This window comes from Gammaproteobacteria bacterium, assembly GCA_040183005.1.
GTDB lineage: Bacteria > Pseudomonadota > Gammaproteobacteria.
Genome location: JAMPIW010000007.1, coordinates 1,607,137 through 1,624,895, shown reverse-complemented (window position 1 = coordinate 1,624,895; position 17,759 = coordinate 1,607,137). Strand labels below are relative to the sequence as shown.

At 55.6% G+C, this 17,759-nt stretch carries 20 protein-coding genes; 4 read left to right on the top strand and 16 right to left on the bottom strand.

Going from position 1 to position 17,759, the window contains the following annotated elements; translation table 11 throughout:
* Positions 1 to 2: 2 nt before the first annotated feature.
* A complete protein-coding gene (locus M3A44_13615; protein ID MEQ6342645.1) occupies positions 3 to 197 on the bottom strand; it encodes a hypothetical protein in 195 nt (64 codons plus the stop codon).
* Positions 194 to 1,552: an amino-acid N-acetyltransferase gene (argA, locus tag M3A44_13610; GenBank protein ID MEQ6342644.1), complete on the bottom strand. Its 1,359-nt coding sequence runs from the start codon at positions 1,550 to 1,552 to the stop codon at positions 194 to 196. Before argA ends, M3A44_13615 begins: the two co-directional genes overlap by 4 nt.
* Positions 1,553 to 1,557: 5 nt before the next feature.
* Here argA and M3A44_13605 point away from each other — a divergent pair, with 5 nt between their 5' ends.
* Entirely contained in the window at positions 1,558 to 1,695 is a 138-nt protein-coding gene (locus tag M3A44_13605; GenBank protein MEQ6342643.1) for a hypothetical protein, read from the top strand.
* A gap of 392 nt (positions 1,696 to 2,087) precedes the next feature.
* Here the strand turns inward: M3A44_13605 and M3A44_13600 are convergent, their stop codons facing one another.
* Positions 2,088 to 3,044: a complex I NDUFA9 subunit family protein gene (locus M3A44_13600; GenBank protein MEQ6342642.1), complete on the bottom strand. Its 957-nt coding sequence runs from the start codon at positions 3,042 to 3,044 to the stop codon at positions 2,088 to 2,090.
* Positions 3,045 to 3,160: 116 nt separating this feature from the next.
* Between M3A44_13600 and M3A44_13595 the strand changes: the two genes are divergently transcribed.
* The gene (locus tag M3A44_13595) at positions 3,161 to 4,528 is read left to right on the top strand and encodes an NAD-dependent succinate-semialdehyde dehydrogenase (protein ID MEQ6342641.1); all 1,368 of its coding nucleotides are present in this window, start codon (positions 3,161 to 3,163) and stop codon (positions 4,526 to 4,528) included.
* Positions 4,529 to 4,722: 194 nt separating this feature from the next.
* Here M3A44_13595 and M3A44_13590 read toward each other — a convergent pair whose 3' ends face one another.
* The gene (locus M3A44_13590; GenBank protein ID MEQ6342640.1) at positions 4,723 to 5,100 is read right to left on the bottom strand and encodes a hypothetical protein; all 378 of its coding nucleotides are present in this window, start codon (positions 5,098 to 5,100) and stop codon (positions 4,723 to 4,725) included.
* Positions 5,101 to 5,325: 225 nt separating this feature from the next.
* On the opposite strand from M3A44_13590, the gene lpxB reads away from it, so the two are divergent.
* Positions 5,326 to 6,483, top strand: coding sequence for a lipid-A-disaccharide synthase (gene lpxB, locus M3A44_13585; GenBank protein ID MEQ6342639.1), 1,158 nt, complete (start codon positions 5,326 to 5,328; stop codon positions 6,481 to 6,483).
* On the top strand, positions 6,480 to 7,055 hold the full coding sequence (rnhB, locus tag M3A44_13580) for a ribonuclease HII (GenBank protein ID MEQ6342638.1): 576 nt from the start codon (positions 6,480 to 6,482) through the stop codon (positions 7,053 to 7,055). Before lpxB ends, rnhB begins: the two co-directional genes overlap by 4 nt.
* 7 nt (positions 7,056 to 7,062) lie before the next feature.
* On the opposite strand, the gene M3A44_13575 is transcribed toward rnhB, so the two are convergent.
* The 12 genes from M3A44_13575 to M3A44_13520 all read right to left on the bottom strand — a co-directional run bounded on the left by M3A44_13575 (position 7,063) and on the right by M3A44_13520 (position 17,728).
* A complete protein-coding gene (locus tag M3A44_13575; protein ID MEQ6342637.1) occupies positions 7,063 to 9,135 on the bottom strand; it encodes an EAL domain-containing protein in 2,073 nt (690 codons plus the stop codon).
* A 9-nt stretch (positions 9,136 to 9,144) separates the two neighbouring features.
* Positions 9,145 to 9,585, bottom strand: a complete 441-nt coding sequence (locus M3A44_13570; protein MEQ6342636.1) for a response regulator — start codon at positions 9,583 to 9,585, stop codon at positions 9,145 to 9,147.
* Between the two features lie 526 nt (positions 9,586 to 10,111).
* A complete protein-coding gene (locus M3A44_13565) occupies positions 10,112 to 10,525 on the bottom strand; it encodes a hypothetical protein (GenBank protein MEQ6342635.1) in 414 nt (137 codons plus the stop codon).
* Positions 10,526 to 10,654: 129 nt separating this feature from the next.
* Positions 10,655 to 11,875, bottom strand: coding sequence for an ABC transporter permease (locus M3A44_13560; GenBank protein ID MEQ6342634.1), 1,221 nt, complete (start codon positions 11,873 to 11,875; stop codon positions 10,655 to 10,657).
* Entirely contained in the window at positions 11,875 to 12,591 is a 717-nt protein-coding gene (locus M3A44_13555; protein ID MEQ6342633.1) for an ABC transporter ATP-binding protein, read from the bottom strand. The genes M3A44_13560 and M3A44_13555 overlap by 1 nt, the downstream gene beginning before the upstream one ends.
* Positions 12,592 to 13,773 carry an efflux RND transporter periplasmic adaptor subunit gene (locus M3A44_13550; GenBank protein MEQ6342632.1) on the bottom strand — a complete coding sequence of 394 codons (1,182 nt, stop codon included), beginning with the start codon at positions 13,771 to 13,773 and terminating at the stop codon, positions 12,592 to 12,594. It abuts the gene before it with no gap.
* Positions 13,774 to 13,815: 42 nt separating this feature from the next.
* Positions 13,816 to 15,252: a TolC family protein gene (locus tag M3A44_13545; GenBank protein ID MEQ6342631.1), complete on the bottom strand. Its 1,437-nt coding sequence runs from the start codon at positions 15,250 to 15,252 to the stop codon at positions 13,816 to 13,818.
* A 157-nt stretch (positions 15,253 to 15,409) separates the two neighbouring features.
* Entirely contained in the window at positions 15,410 to 15,730 is a 321-nt protein-coding gene (locus M3A44_13540; protein MEQ6342630.1) for a DsrE family protein, read from the bottom strand.
* Complete coding sequence (locus tag M3A44_13535; GenBank protein ID MEQ6342629.1) at positions 15,727 to 16,302, bottom strand: class I SAM-dependent methyltransferase; 576 nt, start codon at positions 16,300 to 16,302, stop codon at positions 15,727 to 15,729. The genes M3A44_13540 and M3A44_13535 overlap by 4 nt, the downstream gene beginning before the upstream one ends.
* A gap of 137 nt (positions 16,303 to 16,439) precedes the next feature.
* Positions 16,440 to 16,949 (bottom strand): Slp family lipoprotein, encoded by a 510-nt coding sequence (locus tag M3A44_13530; protein ID MEQ6342628.1) that lies wholly within the window; start codon positions 16,947 to 16,949, stop codon positions 16,440 to 16,442.
* A 3-nt stretch (positions 16,950 to 16,952) separates the two neighbouring features.
* Positions 16,953 to 17,468, bottom strand: a complete 516-nt coding sequence (locus tag M3A44_13525; protein ID MEQ6342627.1) for a Slp family lipoprotein — start codon at positions 17,466 to 17,468, stop codon at positions 16,953 to 16,955.
* Entirely contained in the window at positions 17,447 to 17,728 is a 282-nt protein-coding gene (locus M3A44_13520; GenBank protein ID MEQ6342626.1) for a hypothetical protein, read from the bottom strand. The genes M3A44_13525 and M3A44_13520 overlap by 22 nt, the downstream gene beginning before the upstream one ends.
* Positions 17,729 to 17,759: the final 31 nt, after the last annotated feature.

The following is a 17,759-nucleotide window of genomic DNA, read 5'->3' as shown; positions in this document are numbered from 1 at the left end:
TGTCACCTTTTTCGCCGCCGCCGGACAACATCCCACGCCATGGCGCCCATGATAACAGCGCCGGCCACCACGGCTATAATCATCACCCACAGCTCGGTTTCCGGGCTCACCAGCCCCCCAATAAGCATATGCACAACATAAGTCCATAACAGCAGCGAGCTAATGGCGACAAACAGGTAAACCAGAATCTCTTTCATTTTGCTTGTATAACCTTGATAAATACCTTTGATTTGCGCTGGTAGTTGTACATGCGCTGGCGTGTGATGGGCAGATCGTTGATTTCCCCCGGCTGGAAGCCGCGCTCCTGGAACCAGTGGGGAGTATGTGTCGTGAGTGCAAACAGATGGTGTATCCCTTGCTGCACCGCAATGCGTTCGAGATAGCCGAGCAGCGCCTCACCCCTGCCCGTGTTGCGATACGCAGGGTGGACGGCAAGGCAGGCCAGTTCGCCCATGCCCTGAGCCTTGAATGGGTATAGCGCGGCGGTGGCGATAATCATGCCGTCGCGTTCCACCACAGTGAAGTGCTCGATTTCTGTTTCAAGCCGTTCGCGAGAACGGCGTACCAGCACACCTTCCGCCTCCAATGGGGCAATCAGCTCCAGAATGCCGCCCACGTCATCAATAGTGGCCTTGCGTGTGTCTTCGTAGGCGTCCGACGTGATCAGCGTGCCAATGCCGTCGCGGGTGAAGAGTTCCAGCAGCAGAGCGCCGTCGACATGTCTGTCGACCAGATGAGCGCGGCGCACGCCTTGGCGGCATGCCCGCACCGCACCGTTAAAGTAAGCCGCCACTCCCTCATCGACAAGTTGCGTCGACAGCCATTGTTCCGCCTCGGCCAGCGTCAACTGCCGCACCAGATCTTTGTGCGCATCCATCAGGCCACCTGTTTCCACCAGGCACAACAGCTTGTCGGCATTGAGTGCCGCCGCCGTGGCTGTGGCCACTTCGATGGCGGTGAGATTAAACACCTCTCCAGTGGGTGAATAGCCAAGTGGCGAGAGCAACACAATGGCGCCGTCGTCCAGACGCTGCCGTATCGCCTCGACATCGATGCGGCGTACCTCTCCGGTATGGCAATAATCGACCCCGTCACGGACCCCCAGCGGTTTTGCGGCCACGAAATTGCCCGACGCTGCGCGAATCCGTGCGCCTGCCATTGGTGAATTGGCCAGCCCCATCGACAGCAGCGCCTCAATCTCCACGCGCAACATACCGACGGCCTCTTTGACGCCGGTCAGCGCTGTGTCGCCAGTAACCCGCAGGCCGCCGGCATATTCGATGGCGGTGCCGGAGGCGCGCAGCCGCTGCTCGATTTGCGGACGGGCGCCATGCACCAGCACCAGGCGCACCCCCAGGCTGTTGAGCAGGGCGACATCATGAATCAGGTTGGCAAAGCGCTCATCCGCCACCGCCTCGCCCCCGAACATGATGACAAACGTGCGGCCACGGAAGGCGTTGATGTAGGGGGATGAACCACGGAACCAAGCGACGAACTGTGATTCGTCGTGCCCGTTGGCCAGGGATGTTTTCTGAATAGTATTGGTTGGCATCAAAAATGAACGATCAAGCTGCGATTGATAAGGCATTGATTTTGTATCACGCCATCCATTATGGCAATCACTCTACTGAAAATGATGGTTTCGATGTGGGTGGACCCGAAAATTACCATAATTTTTGCATAGGATTTACCTAAAAAAACCATAGCAAAAACAAGGAAATTGTGCTGAAAAAATTATTTTTCAAAAGGGCTTGCAAAATACCCAACCATTTTGCTATGGTTTTTCCACCAAAGTTACTATGGAAATTAACTTTGGTGCTGACATCTACGTGTAAAAATTCCTGAGAGAGGAGATTATTTATGAAGAGCGCAACCAAAGGCGATATATTGATTCCGGCGTACTTGTTCGGGATAGTCAGCTTCCTGTATGTGGTGGGCATGAGCCTGGCGCATTTTCCGGCTGGCCACTAAGTAAAAAAGCATTACCCATCAGGGATCGGAGATGACTGGCTCCGGTCCCTGATGTTTGCCTCACCGCTAATCTCCCTCACGCTTAATCCCTTACTTCTCCCAAGAGCGCGCCTACGTTAATCACGCCCCGCGACGCGCCGGAAATCGTAATAACGCGCACGCTGGTCACGCCGGTTCAGATATAAAGGCACCGCAGTCTCAACGCTGGTTTGCTGTGTGCCGAACACTGCAGGAAATTCGCCGTGGCACACACTGTCTACCTGCATCGACAGATAATTGTCGCGGGTCAGTGGTTTGCCGGGCGCGTGCTCCATAATCCCCGCCATGATGCGCGACAGGGTGTCACCAAGGCCGATGATCGGGCGCTTTACGCCGATGACGGAGGCGGCGTATTCCATCAACTCTTCCAGCGTATAAGTGCGCGGTCCGCACAGATCATAGCGCTGGCCAAGGGTGGCGCGCTCATCAAGCGCCACCATAAAAGCATGCACAACATCGCCAACATACACTGGCGCGAAGCGTGCGTCGGGGCAGGCCAGTGGGATGAGGGGTGCGTACCTGAGCAATCCAGCGAAGCGGTTGAAGAGGTGGTCATTGGGGCCGAAGATCACAGAAGGCCGGAAGCTGGTTACACGCAGGCCCTGTTCTGACGCGCTGTGCACGACATCTTCAGCTTCGCCCTTGCTGCGCAGATAAGCGCTGGCGCCTTGCCTGGCGTCGGCGTTGAGCGCGCTCATGTGCAGCAGGCGTTTGACACCTTGGGCCAGGCAGGCCTGCGCCACATTGCGAGCCAGATCGACATGAACAGTTTGAAACGTGGTTTTTTTGCTCTCATTGAGAATGGCAACCAGATTAACGACCGTGTCGCAGCCCGCAAAGTGTGTGTGCAGTGCTTGTGCGTCGTGAATGTTGGCCTCTACCACATCGACCGTGGGCCAAATCAAAAGATCCCGCTGGCGTTCAATGCGGCGCGTAATCAAGCGCACGTGATGGCCCGCCTTGACCAGTTGATTAACCAGGTGACGGCCGACAAAGCCGCTGCCGCCCAGGATACAGATCATATGTTTTTTCATTTATGGACTCGAATCAGATGCTAATAATCGTAGCGCGCTGAGCGCTTTTGCAGCCGCACAAGAATACCGGCAAACGGACTATACTACCGCAATAGTATATTAGAGGAGGCCACATCATGTCGTTCAAATCCGTCAACCCGGCCAATGGTGCGGCACTCCAGGAATTTGCGGTGTGGAATGACGCGCAACTGGATGCCGCGCTGCGCGAAGTCGCCAATGCCACGCCAGTGTGGGCCACAACCCCGCTGGAAGAACGCTGCCGGTTGATGCGCAAGGCCGCGCAATACCTGCGCGATCACCGCGACCGCTTGGCGCGCATCATCACCCTCGAAATGGGCAAGCTGATCAAAGAGGCCCGCGCTGAGGTGGAAAAATGCGCTACGGCGTGTGATTTCTATGCGGAGCACGGGCCGAAATTCCTGGAGGATGAGTTTATCGGCTCCGATGCGGCTAAAAGCTATGTCGCCTACCAACCGCTGGGCACCGTGCTTGCGGTAATGCCATGGAATTTCCCTTTCTGGCAGGTATTCCGTTTTGCAGCCCCCGCGCTGGTGGCGGGCAATACTGGCGTCCTGAAACACGCCTCCAATGTGCCGCAGTGCGCACTGGCTATCGAGCAGGTATTCCAGTCGTGTGGCTTTCCGCAGGGCGTGTTCCGCACTCTGATGATCGCAAGCAGCCAAGTGGAACAGGTCATTGCCGATCCGCGCATTCATGCCGTGACGCTTACCGGCAGCGAGGCGGCAGGGCGTGCAGTGGCGGCGTGCGCCGGAACCCATCTAAAAAAACTGGTGTTGGAGCTGGGAGGGTCGGACGCCTTTATTGTGCTGGAAGATGCCGATCTGGAGCTTGCCGTGAAAAACGCCGTGGCCTCGCGTTTTCTTAATGCCGGACAAAGCTGCATCGCTGCCAAGCGCTTTATCGTGGTGGACGCGATTGCCGATCTCTTCGTCGCGCAATTCAAGGCGGCGGTGGAGTCGTGGCTTGCGCCGGGGGATCCGCTGGATGAGGCCGCCACACTTGCCCCGATGGCGCGTCCTGATCTGCGTGATGAGCTGCACCAACAGGTCACGGACAGCATCCGCCAAGGCGCTGTGGCCGTTACCGGCTGCGCACCCCATGATGGACTGGGCGCGTATTATCAGGCGTCGATTATTGATCATGTAACAGCCGAACAACGTGCCTTCGGCGAGGAGCTGTTTGGCCCCGTGGCGATAGTGATCCGCGCCCGTGATGAACTGCATGCCCTGCGTCTGGCAAACGGTTCGCGTTTTGGCCTTGCCGGCAGCGTCTGGACGCGCGATAGTCGACGCGGCGAGGCCTTGGCGCTACGGGTCGAGGCGGGCGCCTGTTTTGTCAACGGCATGGTAAAGAGCGACCCGCGCCTGCCGTTCGGCGGCATCAAGGCCTCCGGTTATGGGCGTGAGCTGTCTCACCACGGCATGCGTGAGTTTCTTAATGCGAAAACGGTGTGGGTACGATAATTCCAAATTGCCCATTGGCCCTATAACCGTTCACTTAAAGGTTGGGTCTCGGCAACCGCTCCATGGCGGCTCTTGCGCATCCTGCCCGGCGCGTTGCCCTACCTCCGATACACAGGGAAGAGCGGCAGCGAAGGGTTCTGCGAGTTCCGGACCCAACACTAACTGTTGGGTCCGCTTGACTCAATCTACACTCTTTACTTTGACATCGGATGCCCTTTCATTCCATCATGTCCCGGCATGTCTTTGTGCATTTCCCTCATGCTTTTCCATTTTTCCGCCATTTCATCGTCTTTTTTAATGATCTCGTCAAGGCGGGTGATCATCTGGCCCAGCTTTTGTTTTTCCGCGGCGCTGGGCTGGTGGTTGATGTCCTTGAGTATCATCATTACATCTTTCAGCATGCCCTTAACCTCGCGCATGGTCTGATGATGCTCCTTCATCATTTCGCCCCGCATCATCATGTGGTCCTTTTTGGCATCACCCATCGCGGCCATGTCATCGGCAGCGAGGGCGTTGCCAGCAAATAGCGCACTGGCGAGTGTAACTGCGGTAAGTATTCTTGGTGCTTTCATCGTAATCTCTCCTGATTGCAGTTGGTTGGTAAGCGTTTTTAAAAACCGGCATGCCTGTGGTTGAGCTAGAATTTATAGGCGCGCGCGGGGTAAGTGTCAAGCAATGCTTTGCGGTGATGAGAGTGGCCCTTATGCCGCGCCTGATATATGATCCGCGCGTCTGGCGATGGTTCCAGGAAGCATGGTTATGGGCAGCTATTTTATGAAGATGGATAAAAACGCTAAATGATTCGAATCGGTATTGTGGCAGGCGAGGCTTCTGGTGATCTGCTCGGTGCAGGCTTGATCCGCGCCATCAAGGCGCGTTTTCCGGATGCAGTGATTGAAGGCATCGCCGGGCCGGCGATGATTGCGCAAGGCGCCACGGCGCTTTACCCGCTCGAAAGACTCTCGGTGATGGGCATTGTTGAAGTGCTGGGGCGCTTCCGCGAGCTGCACGCGATGCGGGCCAGTTTGCTGCGGCATTTCCTGGAAAATCCGCCGGATGTGTTCGTCGGCATCGACGCCCCGGATTTCACGCTGGGCCTGGAGCGCAAGCTCAAGGATGCTGGGATTCCAACCGTTCATTATGTGAGTCCATCGGTATGGGCGTGGCGCCAGTGGCGTATCCGCAAGATTGCGCGTTCCACTGATCTGATGCTGACGCTGCTCCCTTTTGAAGCCCGGTTTTACGAAGAACATCATGTGCCGGTGCGCTTTGTCGGCCATCCCCTGGCGGAGATGATTCCCCCACTGGCCGACCCGCAGGCCGCGCGCGCCGCGCTTGGGCTGCCATCGCGAGGGGAAATCGTGGCGCTATTGCCGGGCAGCCGCATGAGCGAGATCAACTTCCTCGCCGCAATCTTTATTCAAGCCGCCGTATGGTGTGTGCGGCAGCGGCCCGGATTGCAATTTGTCATCCCGTTGGCGACGCCCGCGACGCGTGAACGTTTCACCGAGATACTCAACAGCGTAGCGCCCGATCTTCCTGTGACGGTATTCGAAGGCCGTTCACGCGAGGTGATGGCGGCGGCGGATGTCGTGCTGCTTGCCTCCGGCACGGCGACGCTGGAGGCGATGCTGCTGAAACGCCCCATGGTGATGGCCTACCGCCTTGCGCCGCTGACCTATTGGCTTGCCAAACGATTGGTGAAAATCCCTTATTTCTCATTACCCAACTTGCTCGCCGCAAAACCCCTCGTGCCTGAGTTTATCCAGGATGCCGCCACGCCGGAAAATCTTGGTCATGCCATACTGGACTATTTAATCCACCCGGCATCCGCTGTGGCGCTACAGGAGACATTTGCCGGGATCCACGCCTCGCTACGTCAAGGGGCGGATCAGCAGGCGGCGGATGCGGTGTTGAGTCTGATTTCTCCCAATAAGCGTAAGGAGGCCATGTGAGCTTTGCATATCTTCTTTTGGCAGGCGTCGACGAGGTGGGGCGCGGACCACTTGCCGGGCCGGTGGTGGCTGCGGCAGTCATTCTCGATCCGGCACGCCCCATTGCGGGTCTTGCGGATTCCAAGGCGTTGACGGAAAAGCGCCGCCAGGCATTGGATGTCGAGATCCGCGAGAAGGCCTTGGCGTGGGCGCTGGGGCGGGCGGAGGTGGAGGAGATCGATGCGCTGAATATCCTGCAAGCGAGTTTGTTGGCCATGCAGCGTGCAGTGGCAGCACTATCGGTGACGCCGCACCGTGCGCTAGTGGATGGTAACCGCTGCCCTGTGTTGGCCTGCCCCGCCGAGGCGGTGATCAAGGGCGATCAGACCGTGCCCGTCATCAGTGCCGCCTCAATCATCGCCAAAGTGGCGCGCGATGCGGAAATGGTGGCGCTGGGTGCAGTTTATCCCGGTTATGGGTTTGCGGTGCATAAGGGATATCCCACCAAAGCACATCTGGAGGCGCTTGACCGGCTGGGTGTTTTGCCCGTCCATCGACGTTCCTTCGCGCCGGTGCGGAATCTGCTTCGGTAGCGGCCTCTCAGCACCGGTTTCTGAGCCATTGTGTCATCTCTGTGGCGGCCATCGGAGGGCTGATGAGGTTGCCCTGCACTACGTCGCATTCAAGCACGCCCAGCATGCTCAGGGTGTCCTGATTCTCCACGCCTTCGGCGATGACATCCATGCCCAGATTGTGACCCAGGTGGATGATGGATTGTACGAGGGCGGCATCATCTTTGCTGATTAGCATCTTGCTGATGAAGGAAAGGTCGATCTTGAGGGTAGAGATGGGCAGCTTCCTCAGGTGAGAGAGGGAGGTGTAGCCTGTGCCAAAATCGTCGATGGACAGGATCACCCCCAGATCATGAATGCGGCGCAGGGTTTCCGTGGCGCGCAGAGGATCGACGATAATCGCGCTCTCTGTAATTTCCAGCTCCAGATAGTGGGGGGCGATCTGATATCTCTCCAGCAACACCGCAATCTTGTCCGGCAGATCGCTATCCTGCAAGTTACGAGCGGAGATGTTCGCCGCAACGTTGGCCTTGATTCCCATATCATGCCATTCCCGCATCTGTTGCAGCACATTGTCTAGCACCCATTGCGTGAGCGGCATGATGAGGTCGCTGACTTCCGCCAGAGGAATAAATTCATTGGGAGCGACCAGGCCATGTTGCGGATGTTGCCAGCGGATTAAGGCCTCCATGCCAATGACATCATGGTCTTTGAGGCTGATTTTCGGTTGGTAGTGCAATACGAGCTGATTTTCCAGTATAGCGATTCTCAGGCTGGTGATGAGGGACAGGCGGCGCGGGCTATAGATGTCGAGCGTGGGGTTGTAGACGGCGTAGCCGCCGCCGTTTTTCTTGGCAAGATACATAGCGATATCCGCGCAACGCATCATGGAGTGAGGGTCATCACTGTGATCGGGATACAATGCGATGCCGATACTGGCGCCGATCTGCACTTTCAGCCCTTCCAGATCAAAGGGCTGGCAGATAACAGCCAGCACTTTCTCGGCGGCATGAAGCGCATCCTCTTCGCTGTTTATGTGTGGCAGCACTAATCCAAACTCGTCGCCCCCCAACCGCGCCACGTTTGCCGGGATATCCACTGCAGTGCATAAACGCGGTGCGATCTGCTTTAGCAGGATATCACCGGCCTGATGGCCCAGGGCATCGTTGATTTCCTTGAAGCGGTCCAGATCGATGAGCATGAATGCCATGCGCTTGCCCGATAGCCGGGTTTCCTCGACAACCTTGTCCAGGTCTTTGCTGAGCTGGAACCGGTTGGGGAGACCGGTTAGAGAATCGTGCGCAGCTTGATATTCCAGGGCGGCGGTATGCGCCTTGCGCTGGGTGATATTGCGAAAGACACCTTGGGACGCAACTGGCATGCCATCCACAAAACGGCAGCTTATGTTGCCTTCAACTTCCACATATTGACCGTTTTTGGCTATGAAGGTGGTTTCCAGATTGTCGTAGTGTCCTCCGCTCATTACTTTGTCAAACAGGGCTGTGCAGTGGTCCAGCAATTCAGGCAGAATAATATCGAACACGCTAAGCGACTTCACTTCATCCAGTGTGTATCCCATCGTCTCCAGCCAGGCGCGGTTGACGAATTGGAAGCGTCCGTCAGGAGCCACGCTTTGAATCATGTCGTGGGCGCTTTCAAACAGATTCCGGTAGCGCTCTTCGCTTTCCCGTAGCATTGCCTCGGCCTGGCGGCGTTTACGCCTTTCTCCTGTTTCGATCAATTCACGCTCAATCGCGGGCGCAAGCCGTATCAAATTGTCCTTCATCAGGTAGTCATGTGCGCCGGCCTTCATCATGGCCACGGCGATTTCCTCGCCGATGCTGCCGGAGACGATGATAAAGGGTAGGTCTATGCCGCTTTCCTTGAGCAGGGTAAGCGCGGCGGGAGCACCAAAATCCGGCATTGAGTAGTCGGCCAGGACGATATCCCAGGTTTGGGTTTGCAACGCGGCTTTCATGGCGGTGGCGGTGTCAACGCGCTCAAACACCGGATCATAACCACAACGCCGCAACTCGCGCAGTATTAATACCGCGTCATCTTCAGAATCTTCAATCATCAATACGTGCAGCGGAGTGCTCATATTGCATCCTTACAGGATCGGTGAAGTCTCGTTTAAAACCAGCCAATACAAACCTAGTTGACGCACTGCCTCCATGAATTGCGCAAAATCCACCGGCTTGCGCACATAGCTGTTGGCGCCGAGTTGATAGCTATTGACAATGTCGGCTTCTTCGCTTGAAGAAGTCAGAATCACCGCCGGTAGGAGCTTCGTTCTGGCATCGGCGCGCAGACGGCGCAGCACTTCCAGCCCATCAACTTTGGGCAGTTTCAAATCGAGCAGGATAAGCTGTGGCATTATGCTGATGTCCCGGCCAGCATAAGGTCCCATAGCGAACAGGAAATCCAGCGCCTCGACGCCGTCGCGCGCCACCACGACTTCGTTGAGAATATTGTTCTTTTTCAAAGCGCGCAGGGTTAATGCCTCGTCATCGGGGTTGTCTTCCACCAGCATAATGATTTTAGTAGGCATAATGTTTTCCTTGGGCTAAGTGTAGCGCTTCCTTGCGTGGTTCTGACGTGACTGGCATCACATTTCCCATTTGATATTTTTTAATCGGGCAATCTGATTGTTGCGGTTCATGTTAGGACTACACCGCGCGCCATGGCTTCTGCGATTTTTCATTGTGGACATAACTTGATTGTTTTTGTCAATATTTTTTGCCATACCCCGGGGTAAATTTGTTCTCAAGGAACCCGTGTCCCCGCGACTGCAGAGTTCTGAGTCATCCGCAGATAGTCGAAGACAAGGCGGGTACGGAAGCTGAGTTTTCGCATCATCTCGGCGATGTATTGAGTGGATTTCTGAAATTCCTTGAGTATTCCGACCGCGAAGCGGCGCAGACGAGAAGCGTTTTCCGGGCCGAAACCGGTACGGATACGGCTGCGATCTTCGTCGTAGTTCCAATCGATGATGTAATGAACGCTTTCGATACTCCAATGCCCGCGATTGACAGCCAGTACCCGTTGTGGCGAAGCTTCTTGCGGAGTGCGACTCGTTAACCCCAGAGCACAACACGCGAGTACTCGCCGTTTTTTTTCAGGATGGATTCACGCTCGATCAGAAAGACCTGGCCGACACCAGGAAAGTCGATGTACGCATTGATCGCCGAACTGCGCCAAATTCGCCGCGTTTCAATGCGACCGTGATCAGGGGGCGTAACTTCGACGAAGTCAGGGGCGCCACGTGTCTCGAACAGCAGGGCAATATCGCGCTCCAGTCCGGGTTGGTTGCCTTTGGCCGTGAAGTGATAATGCGCGTGCTGCCCGACGATATAGCTTGCCAGTGCGCGCTGGGTCAGTAGAGCGTCGCCTGTGATGTCGCGGCCTGCGAAGTCACAGGCGACGAGCAACGGAATCGCCATGCCGATTTCGTTGGCGCGCTTCTGCTCATCACCGCCCTCTACGGGCAAGGTGCCTATCTGGTGGCGGTGGAAGCGATGAAGCGCTGGTTTTATAGGCGCTTTGCCATTGATTAATTAACAAACAGCTTGGAGTCTTGGTATTTTTTCGTATTGCCGTGGCGAAGCTCTGCGGCAATCTTATTGATAACGCAAGGCATCTATAGGCTTCAGGTTGGCCGCTTTGCGGGCGGGATAAAAACCGAAAAAGATACCGATCGCAGCGGCGACCAAAAACGACATTACGATGGACCAGGCTGTGATCACAACAGGGGTGTCCATGAGCTTGTTGACCAGCCAGGCGCCACCCACGCCCAGAATTGCACCGACCAGGCAACCCACGATAGAAATAATGACCGCCTCCAACAGAAATTGAAGCAGGATGTCGAACGCACGGGCGCCGACGGCAATCCGTATGCCGATTTCACGCGTCCGTTCCGTGACTGATACCAGCATGATATTCATGATTCCGATGCCGCCTACCAGCAGTGAAATAGAGGCGATTGCCCCGAGCATCATAGACATGATGCGGGTTGTCTGGGCGGCGGCTTCTGCCATGGCAGTGAGGTTTCTTACGGTGAAGTCGCTATCGGTGTTTTGGGAAAGGTGATGGCGCTGACGCAGCAGGTCGTTTAAGTCTCGCTCTGCTTTATTCATGGCCTGGGCCGATGTGGCTTGCGCCATGATCATACGCACGCTACCCCTGAACTGAGTGCCAAATAATTTGCGCTGGGCTGTGGTGACCGGGATCAGTATCGTATCGTCCTGGTCTCGGCCGTCGAGGCTTTGCCCCTTGGCGCCCAGCACGCCGACCACGAGGTAAGGGCTGTTGCGGATGCGGATGGTTTTGCCGACCGGGTCTTCGTCGCCGAAAAGATTTGTCACTATGGTCTGGCCGAGCAAGGCGACGCGTGTTGCCGAGCGCACGTCCGAATCCGTGAAGGGATAGCCGGAAGTCACATTCCAGTTCCGTACTATGAGGAAACTCGGCGTGGTGCCGTATACCTGGGTCGCCCAGTTGTTGGATCCGTATACGATCTGTGCGGAACCCGGCGCCATGGGTGCGACCGCCGCTATGGAAGGCAGATCGGTCATTGCCTGCGCGTCCTCAGCCGTCAGCGTAGGCGCGGCTCCGGTGGTAGTGCGCACACCCCCTGAGGTTGTGCCCCCTGAGAGTATGATGAACAGATTGCTGCCCATCGAGGAGATCGATTGCTCAACCATGAACTGCGCGCCCTGGCCGATGGCGAGCATCAGGACGACCGCGCCAACGCCGATCATCATTCCCAGCATTGTCAGGAACGTGCGCAGCCGGTTCGCGCGCATGGCGTGCCAGGCTTGCCGTTGCATGGAAAAAAATATCATGCCACCTCCCTTGCCTTGCGGGGTGGCGGTGCCCCATCGTAAACAATCTGGCCATCGACGAATCGCACCAGGCGCTTGGCGTAACTGGCAATATCGGGTTCATGGGTGACCAGAACAATGGTAATACTGTCGGATTCGTTTAGTTTCGTAAGGATATCCATGATTTCATAACTGGTTGCCGTGTCGAGGTTGCCGGTGGGTTCGTCGGCCAGGATCAGGTTCGGGTGGTTGACGAGCGCGCGGGCAATTGCTACCCGTTGCTGCTGACCACCGGACATCTGGTTGGGCAAAAAATCCGTGAACTGGCCGAGGCCCATTTTCTCCAACATTTCCTGGGCGCGCATCCGCATTTCGGAAACCGGTGCACCTGAATACACGAGCGGAAGCGAAACATTGTCGCGCGCGCTTAACCGTGGCAGCAGGTTGTAGCCTTGAAATACGAAGCCGATGAATTTGTTGCGAAGATGCGCAAGCTGATTGCGACCAAGTACCGTAACGTCCTGGCCATTGACGTAGTAGTGCCCGCTGGTAGCCGTATCCAGACAGCCGAGGATGTTCATGAAAGTGGACTTCCCGGAACCTGATGGTCCCATGATTGCCAGGAACTCCCCCCGCTCAACCGTTAAGTTAATACCCTTCAACACTGGAGAAATGCCCGCTGCGGTTTCGTACTGCTTGAGCAGGTGCTCTGTCTGGATGACGTGCTCTGGCATTTAGAACATCCTGACCCGGAATGATTGCGCCGATCCGGCACCACCGCCGGCTTGCTCGTTCAAGTCGTCGGTAACGACCTTGTCACCTGGCTTGAGGTCGCCGCCCAGCACTTCAGTGTACTTATTGTCTGTGATGCCGATCCGTACCTTGACAGGTTTCAGTTGTCCCTCTTTCAGCACATAGACAGTTGCAGACCCGGGCTCCCGTTTTTTTCGCGCGGGTGTAACTTTGCCGGCCGGTTGTTGCTCTTCCTTGGGTTTGAAACGCATCGCCGCATTGGGAATTAATGGCACGTTGTTGCGCTGGGTGACGACGATGTTGATATATGCAGTCATGCCCGGGAACAGGGTCTTGTCGGGGTTTTCCACGCCTACGACCACATCGTACGTTACGACGTTCTGCACCGTGATCGGGTTGAGCCGAATTTGTTTCACGGTACCCTGGAACGAGCGGTTAGGAAAGGCGTCCACGTTGAACCGAACCAGTTGGCCGACACGGACGTTACCGACATCCGCTTCCGCGACATTAGTGTCGATCTGCATCTGGCGCACATCCTGGGCGATGGTGAACAGTACCGGCGTCTGGAAGCTGGCGGCGACGGTTTGGCCCAGATCGACCACCCGGGATACAACGACTCCTGAAACCGGGGAACGGATGATGGTATAGCCGAGATTTGTCCGGTCGCGCCTGAGCTGAGCCTGCGCGAGATGGAGTTGCGCCTGTGCCGACTCGCGGGCCTGCACGGACTGGTCGAGTTCCTGTCTGGATACATATTCCTGACCGTATAATTCCCTGGTACGTTTCTCGTTCGCCTGGGCGAGCTTCAGTGATGCTTCAGCGTTGGCGACGGAGGCTCTGCTCTGCCCGACGGCTGCTTCGTAGATTGAAGGGTCCAGCTCAAGCAACTTTTGGCCTGCAGTGACTTGGCCGTTGAAATCCGCATAGAGCTTTTTGACGGTCCCCGATACTTGCGTGCCTACATTCACCAACACCACGGGGTTGATTGTCCCATTGGCTGTGACGGTCATTGCGACATCGCCATAACTCACCACTTCGGTCACATAACGTTTCTCTGCGGGAAGGGCGCGTTTCGTGTTCCACCAGGAGTAGGCTCCGGCGATAATCGCGAGCAGCACTACTACTGCGACCATTTTTGCCAGGGAAAACTTCGACTGCGCCATGCTTGATGATCCTTTCTGGTCAGGGTTTCTGCGCAGCAGCCATCACTGTGAGGTTGATGCGATGCTGGAAAAATCCAGCCGCCCAATCGCTTGCGCAAGCCTCGCTTTGGCGACATGCCAATTGTATTGCGACTGAATGCGTTGCAGGCGCGCATTGGCAAGACTCGCCTGTGCAGTGAGCAGATCCAGGATGGTTCCCGCTCCCGCCTTGTATCGGCCGAGTGCTACACGTTCCGCCTGCGTGGCGCTGGCGACCAGATCAGCGGTGCTCCTCAGTGTCTCCCGCGTGGTGTTGAGCGCGTGATAAGCGCTCCATGTGTCCAGCGCCACCTGGTTCTTGACTTGGTCTCGCTGGGCGGCCGTAACCTCTGCTTGCGCACGGGCCGCACGAATCCGGTAGGTGTTGTTAAAGCCAGTGAATATTGGAACGTTGATCGAAACCCCCAGTGCCGTGGTTTGCGGTTGCTCGACGACGTTGGAATGACTGTATCCGTAGTTGGCGAACAGGGAAATTATCGGCTTCCCGGTTGCTTCCGTCGACTTGATGTTTTGTATTGCAGCATTGACTTGGGCTTCCGCCGCAGCGAGATCGGGACGCTGCTGTTTTGCGGTGGTAATCAGTTCGCGCACCTTTTGTTCCTGGCCTTCATCCGGCTCCTGAATCCGTGGTGGCAGGATCTCAATCCCATAATCCGGGTCTATCCCAATGACATTCGCCAAGGTTCCTTTTGCAATTTGCGCGTTTCCCTCCGCCTGTATGCGATTGAGTTTGGCTTGCGCATAAGCAGTTTGAGCCTGTAATTTGTCGGCGGGTGTCACGACGCCCGCCTTGTAGCGCGACTCGGCGGCGTTCATGGCCTCCAAGCTGGATTTTTCCGCCTCTGATGCCGAGATAACCGTGGCTTGCGCTGCGAACATCAGGTAATAATCCTGCACTGCGGAAAAAAACACATTTTGCAGCGTTGCATTTTGTGTCCAGTTCGCAGCGGCAAGCGATTGGCGTGCGCTTTCAAGGGTGGCATTGCGACCGCCAAAATCGAACAACAAATAGTTCATTGCAGGCGTTGCGCTGATTAGCGTTTGAGCCAGGGCTGGGCGCGTGTTGGTGGAAGAGGCGAGGGAGCGTGCGGTCTGCCCGGTGAGGTTCAGGCTGGGAAGAAAGGCTGATTCAGCAACACCGACCTGCGCCGCCTGCACTTTTGCGGTTGCCCACGCTTGGTGGGTTTGCGGATTGTTGCACAGTGCGTGCTCGATCACATCAACCAATCCCAATGCATTCTTTCCGTTGGGAGGGAAGGCGCAGGATAGCTCGCCGCCTTCTGTTCCGCCAAGGTTCGCAGGGCTCGCGCTCGTCAGCGTGCCGGTGGAGAACGGGTCATCGAGATTCTGAAATAGTGATGCCGGAAGGGCATCCGCCGGGCCTAGCAGACAGAGTATGGCGAGCAGGAGCTGCCGCTCTTTCGCCCGATTTTGCCTCATTGTGCCCTTTATGGGTATGCCACCGCATCCCTTGATCACTTTGTCACACAGCAGGACTAATAAACTTCGGACGAACGCAAAAGGTCGGCGCATATCGTTGGAGTTCAGCGGCGCGCTTTAGCGCGTCCGCTGCAACGACTTGAGTTAGGCGCGCGGCTCAAAATGAAATAACCTTGTCAGCCCACTCAACCATATTCACACAATCAAGCATCGTTGATATTGGGCAAACGTCGGTTTCACTTTGATTGCGTGATTTAAGACAGGTTCCGCAAGCCAAAACGACCCCGCCATTTTTTGCGAACTCTTCAATCTGCACTTTTGCGTTGTATTTTTCATGAGTGATATTTTCTATTTCAACGCCGGCACTCATTAAAAAGATTTTTGCCTCATGCCCTTGCTTCAGGGCGGCGTTACCGAAGCGAACCGCATTCCAAGCCTTTTCCGGTTCATTTGATTCAATGATGATACCCATTTTCATGCCGACACCTCTTTGACCAATTGAATACCCCAATGGTACGGCTCCAGTATTCTACTGTTGCCTTGATAGCGCAAATTTAGCCCTTCACATGCATTTAGTATTTGAGTTATATCTGGCCGAAGATCAAGAGCCGGGCCACGCGGAGTAGGAATGTCCTTTCTCCAATGAATAATTGCCACAACGCCTCCTTTCTTGAGAATGCGTGATGCTTCGGCAAGCAGCATTCTTCTTTCACTGAAGTGAAGGATATTAAAAAGCAAAACCATGTCCGCGCTATTGGACTCAATGCCTGCTCCCTGCTCAAGAATATCTCGCAAGCTGAATATTACGTTTGACAGCCCGAATTTGTATACATTCTCCCGCGAGATTTCAATCATTGATGGCTCAATGTCAAAAGCGTAGATATTGCCTCCCGATTTCTTTGCTATGGGGACAGTGAAGGTGCCATACCCGCAACCAATTTCAACAATCGTGGAGTCTTTTGTAATCGCCAGCCAATCAACTATGCCTTCGATGTCAAACAAGCTATTCCAATAGGCTTCTTCTGGCATACCGCTATCATTGACTTTCATTTCTTGCTCTTTTGTAAGCGCCCAAGATACGAATGGAGGTGTTGCGTGCGTATCTCTTGCAGGAATACGTTTACTACATGCATGACGAGGACGGTACTCAATCAGTCAGTGTTACCCTTGGATGCGGCTTTATATTGCTAACGTATAATCCCGACCCCGACCCCGACCCCGACTCCGATACTAAACCGGGACGCGCCGGCACTGCGGAGCGGCCAGAGGTAAATCCTGTCTGCTTTTACGACCGGGTAGTGATAGGGGCTGTCACCCACGCGGCCCTCCGTAACCTCATCTACCATCCCCACCACAGTGATCTCGCGTTTTGGGGAGTATATCAGGGGTTCCAGGTATTCAGGCCGCCGCACCAGAAAGCGGCCGATGGATGTCTTGGCAGTTTCAGGTCGCTGGCTGGAGTCGAGCGGGTAACCAAGCACAGTCAGCTCGGTATAGTCGTTCATATTGCGGCTGTCGACTATCACCCCTCCCCATAATACGGCGGTTTTCGGCGCAATATTGTTTTGCGATACGTGCTGCGGAGTGAGGCTGCGGTCCACCATCATCAGCTTCTCCGCAGAGAAAGGCGGATTAGCGGCGCAGCCGCTTACCAGCACCACCATCAACAAGCCGAGCCAGCGCGATGTATTATTCATTGTTTACCACCAGGGGTAAGGGCTATAAGGCCAATAGGGGCCGTAGAAGGGGTTCCAGAAGGGATCTCGATAGGGGACATAAATCACATTGGGCCGTTGCGGCCACAGGTACACCGTCTCCAGCCTAAGCTTGGGAAACACATAGCGATAGTTGTCTACAGTGCCGGATTCGACGCCATCGAGCACTCCAGTAACCGTAATTTCACGTCCTGCGGCATATACCGCCGGGTCATAAAAGGCCGGCGCGCATCCGATGAAGCGTCCCAGTGCGTTATCGCTGCGTTCCGGGCGTGCACTGCTGTCGAGGGGGAGCGCCAGCACGCGAAAGCAGGTTTCCTTCGCGCCGGGCGTTGTATCGACAATTACTCCGCCCCAGCGTACCCGCTGTCCATCATGTTTTACAGTCTGGGCCTCTTGCGGCGTCACCTGGGTGTAAGGACCCTTAGTAAGCTCGGCCGGTATCGTGGCGCAGGCACCGAGCAGCAGGCCCGGCAAGACTAGCCATAATAATCGGTACATGATGCGCCTCTCTGGAATAAATCGAATCTATCGCCAATGCAGTGAAACATATTGAACCATATCATGGTAGTGACTTTTTTACCCAGATCAAAAAAGCGCCAAACTTTTTCAAACTGAGCCACTTTTGTTTCCCCGGCACCTCTGTTTCCGGGAAGTCTCATTTTGATTGCAGTCTTCTCATCAATCGCACCAAATTGATAAAGGGTCGATGGTTTGCGCTCGAAGTTGGTGCGCAAGAGCCATTCTGAATCCCCCGCCATTTTATGGTGCGCTTATTTTATCTTTATATAT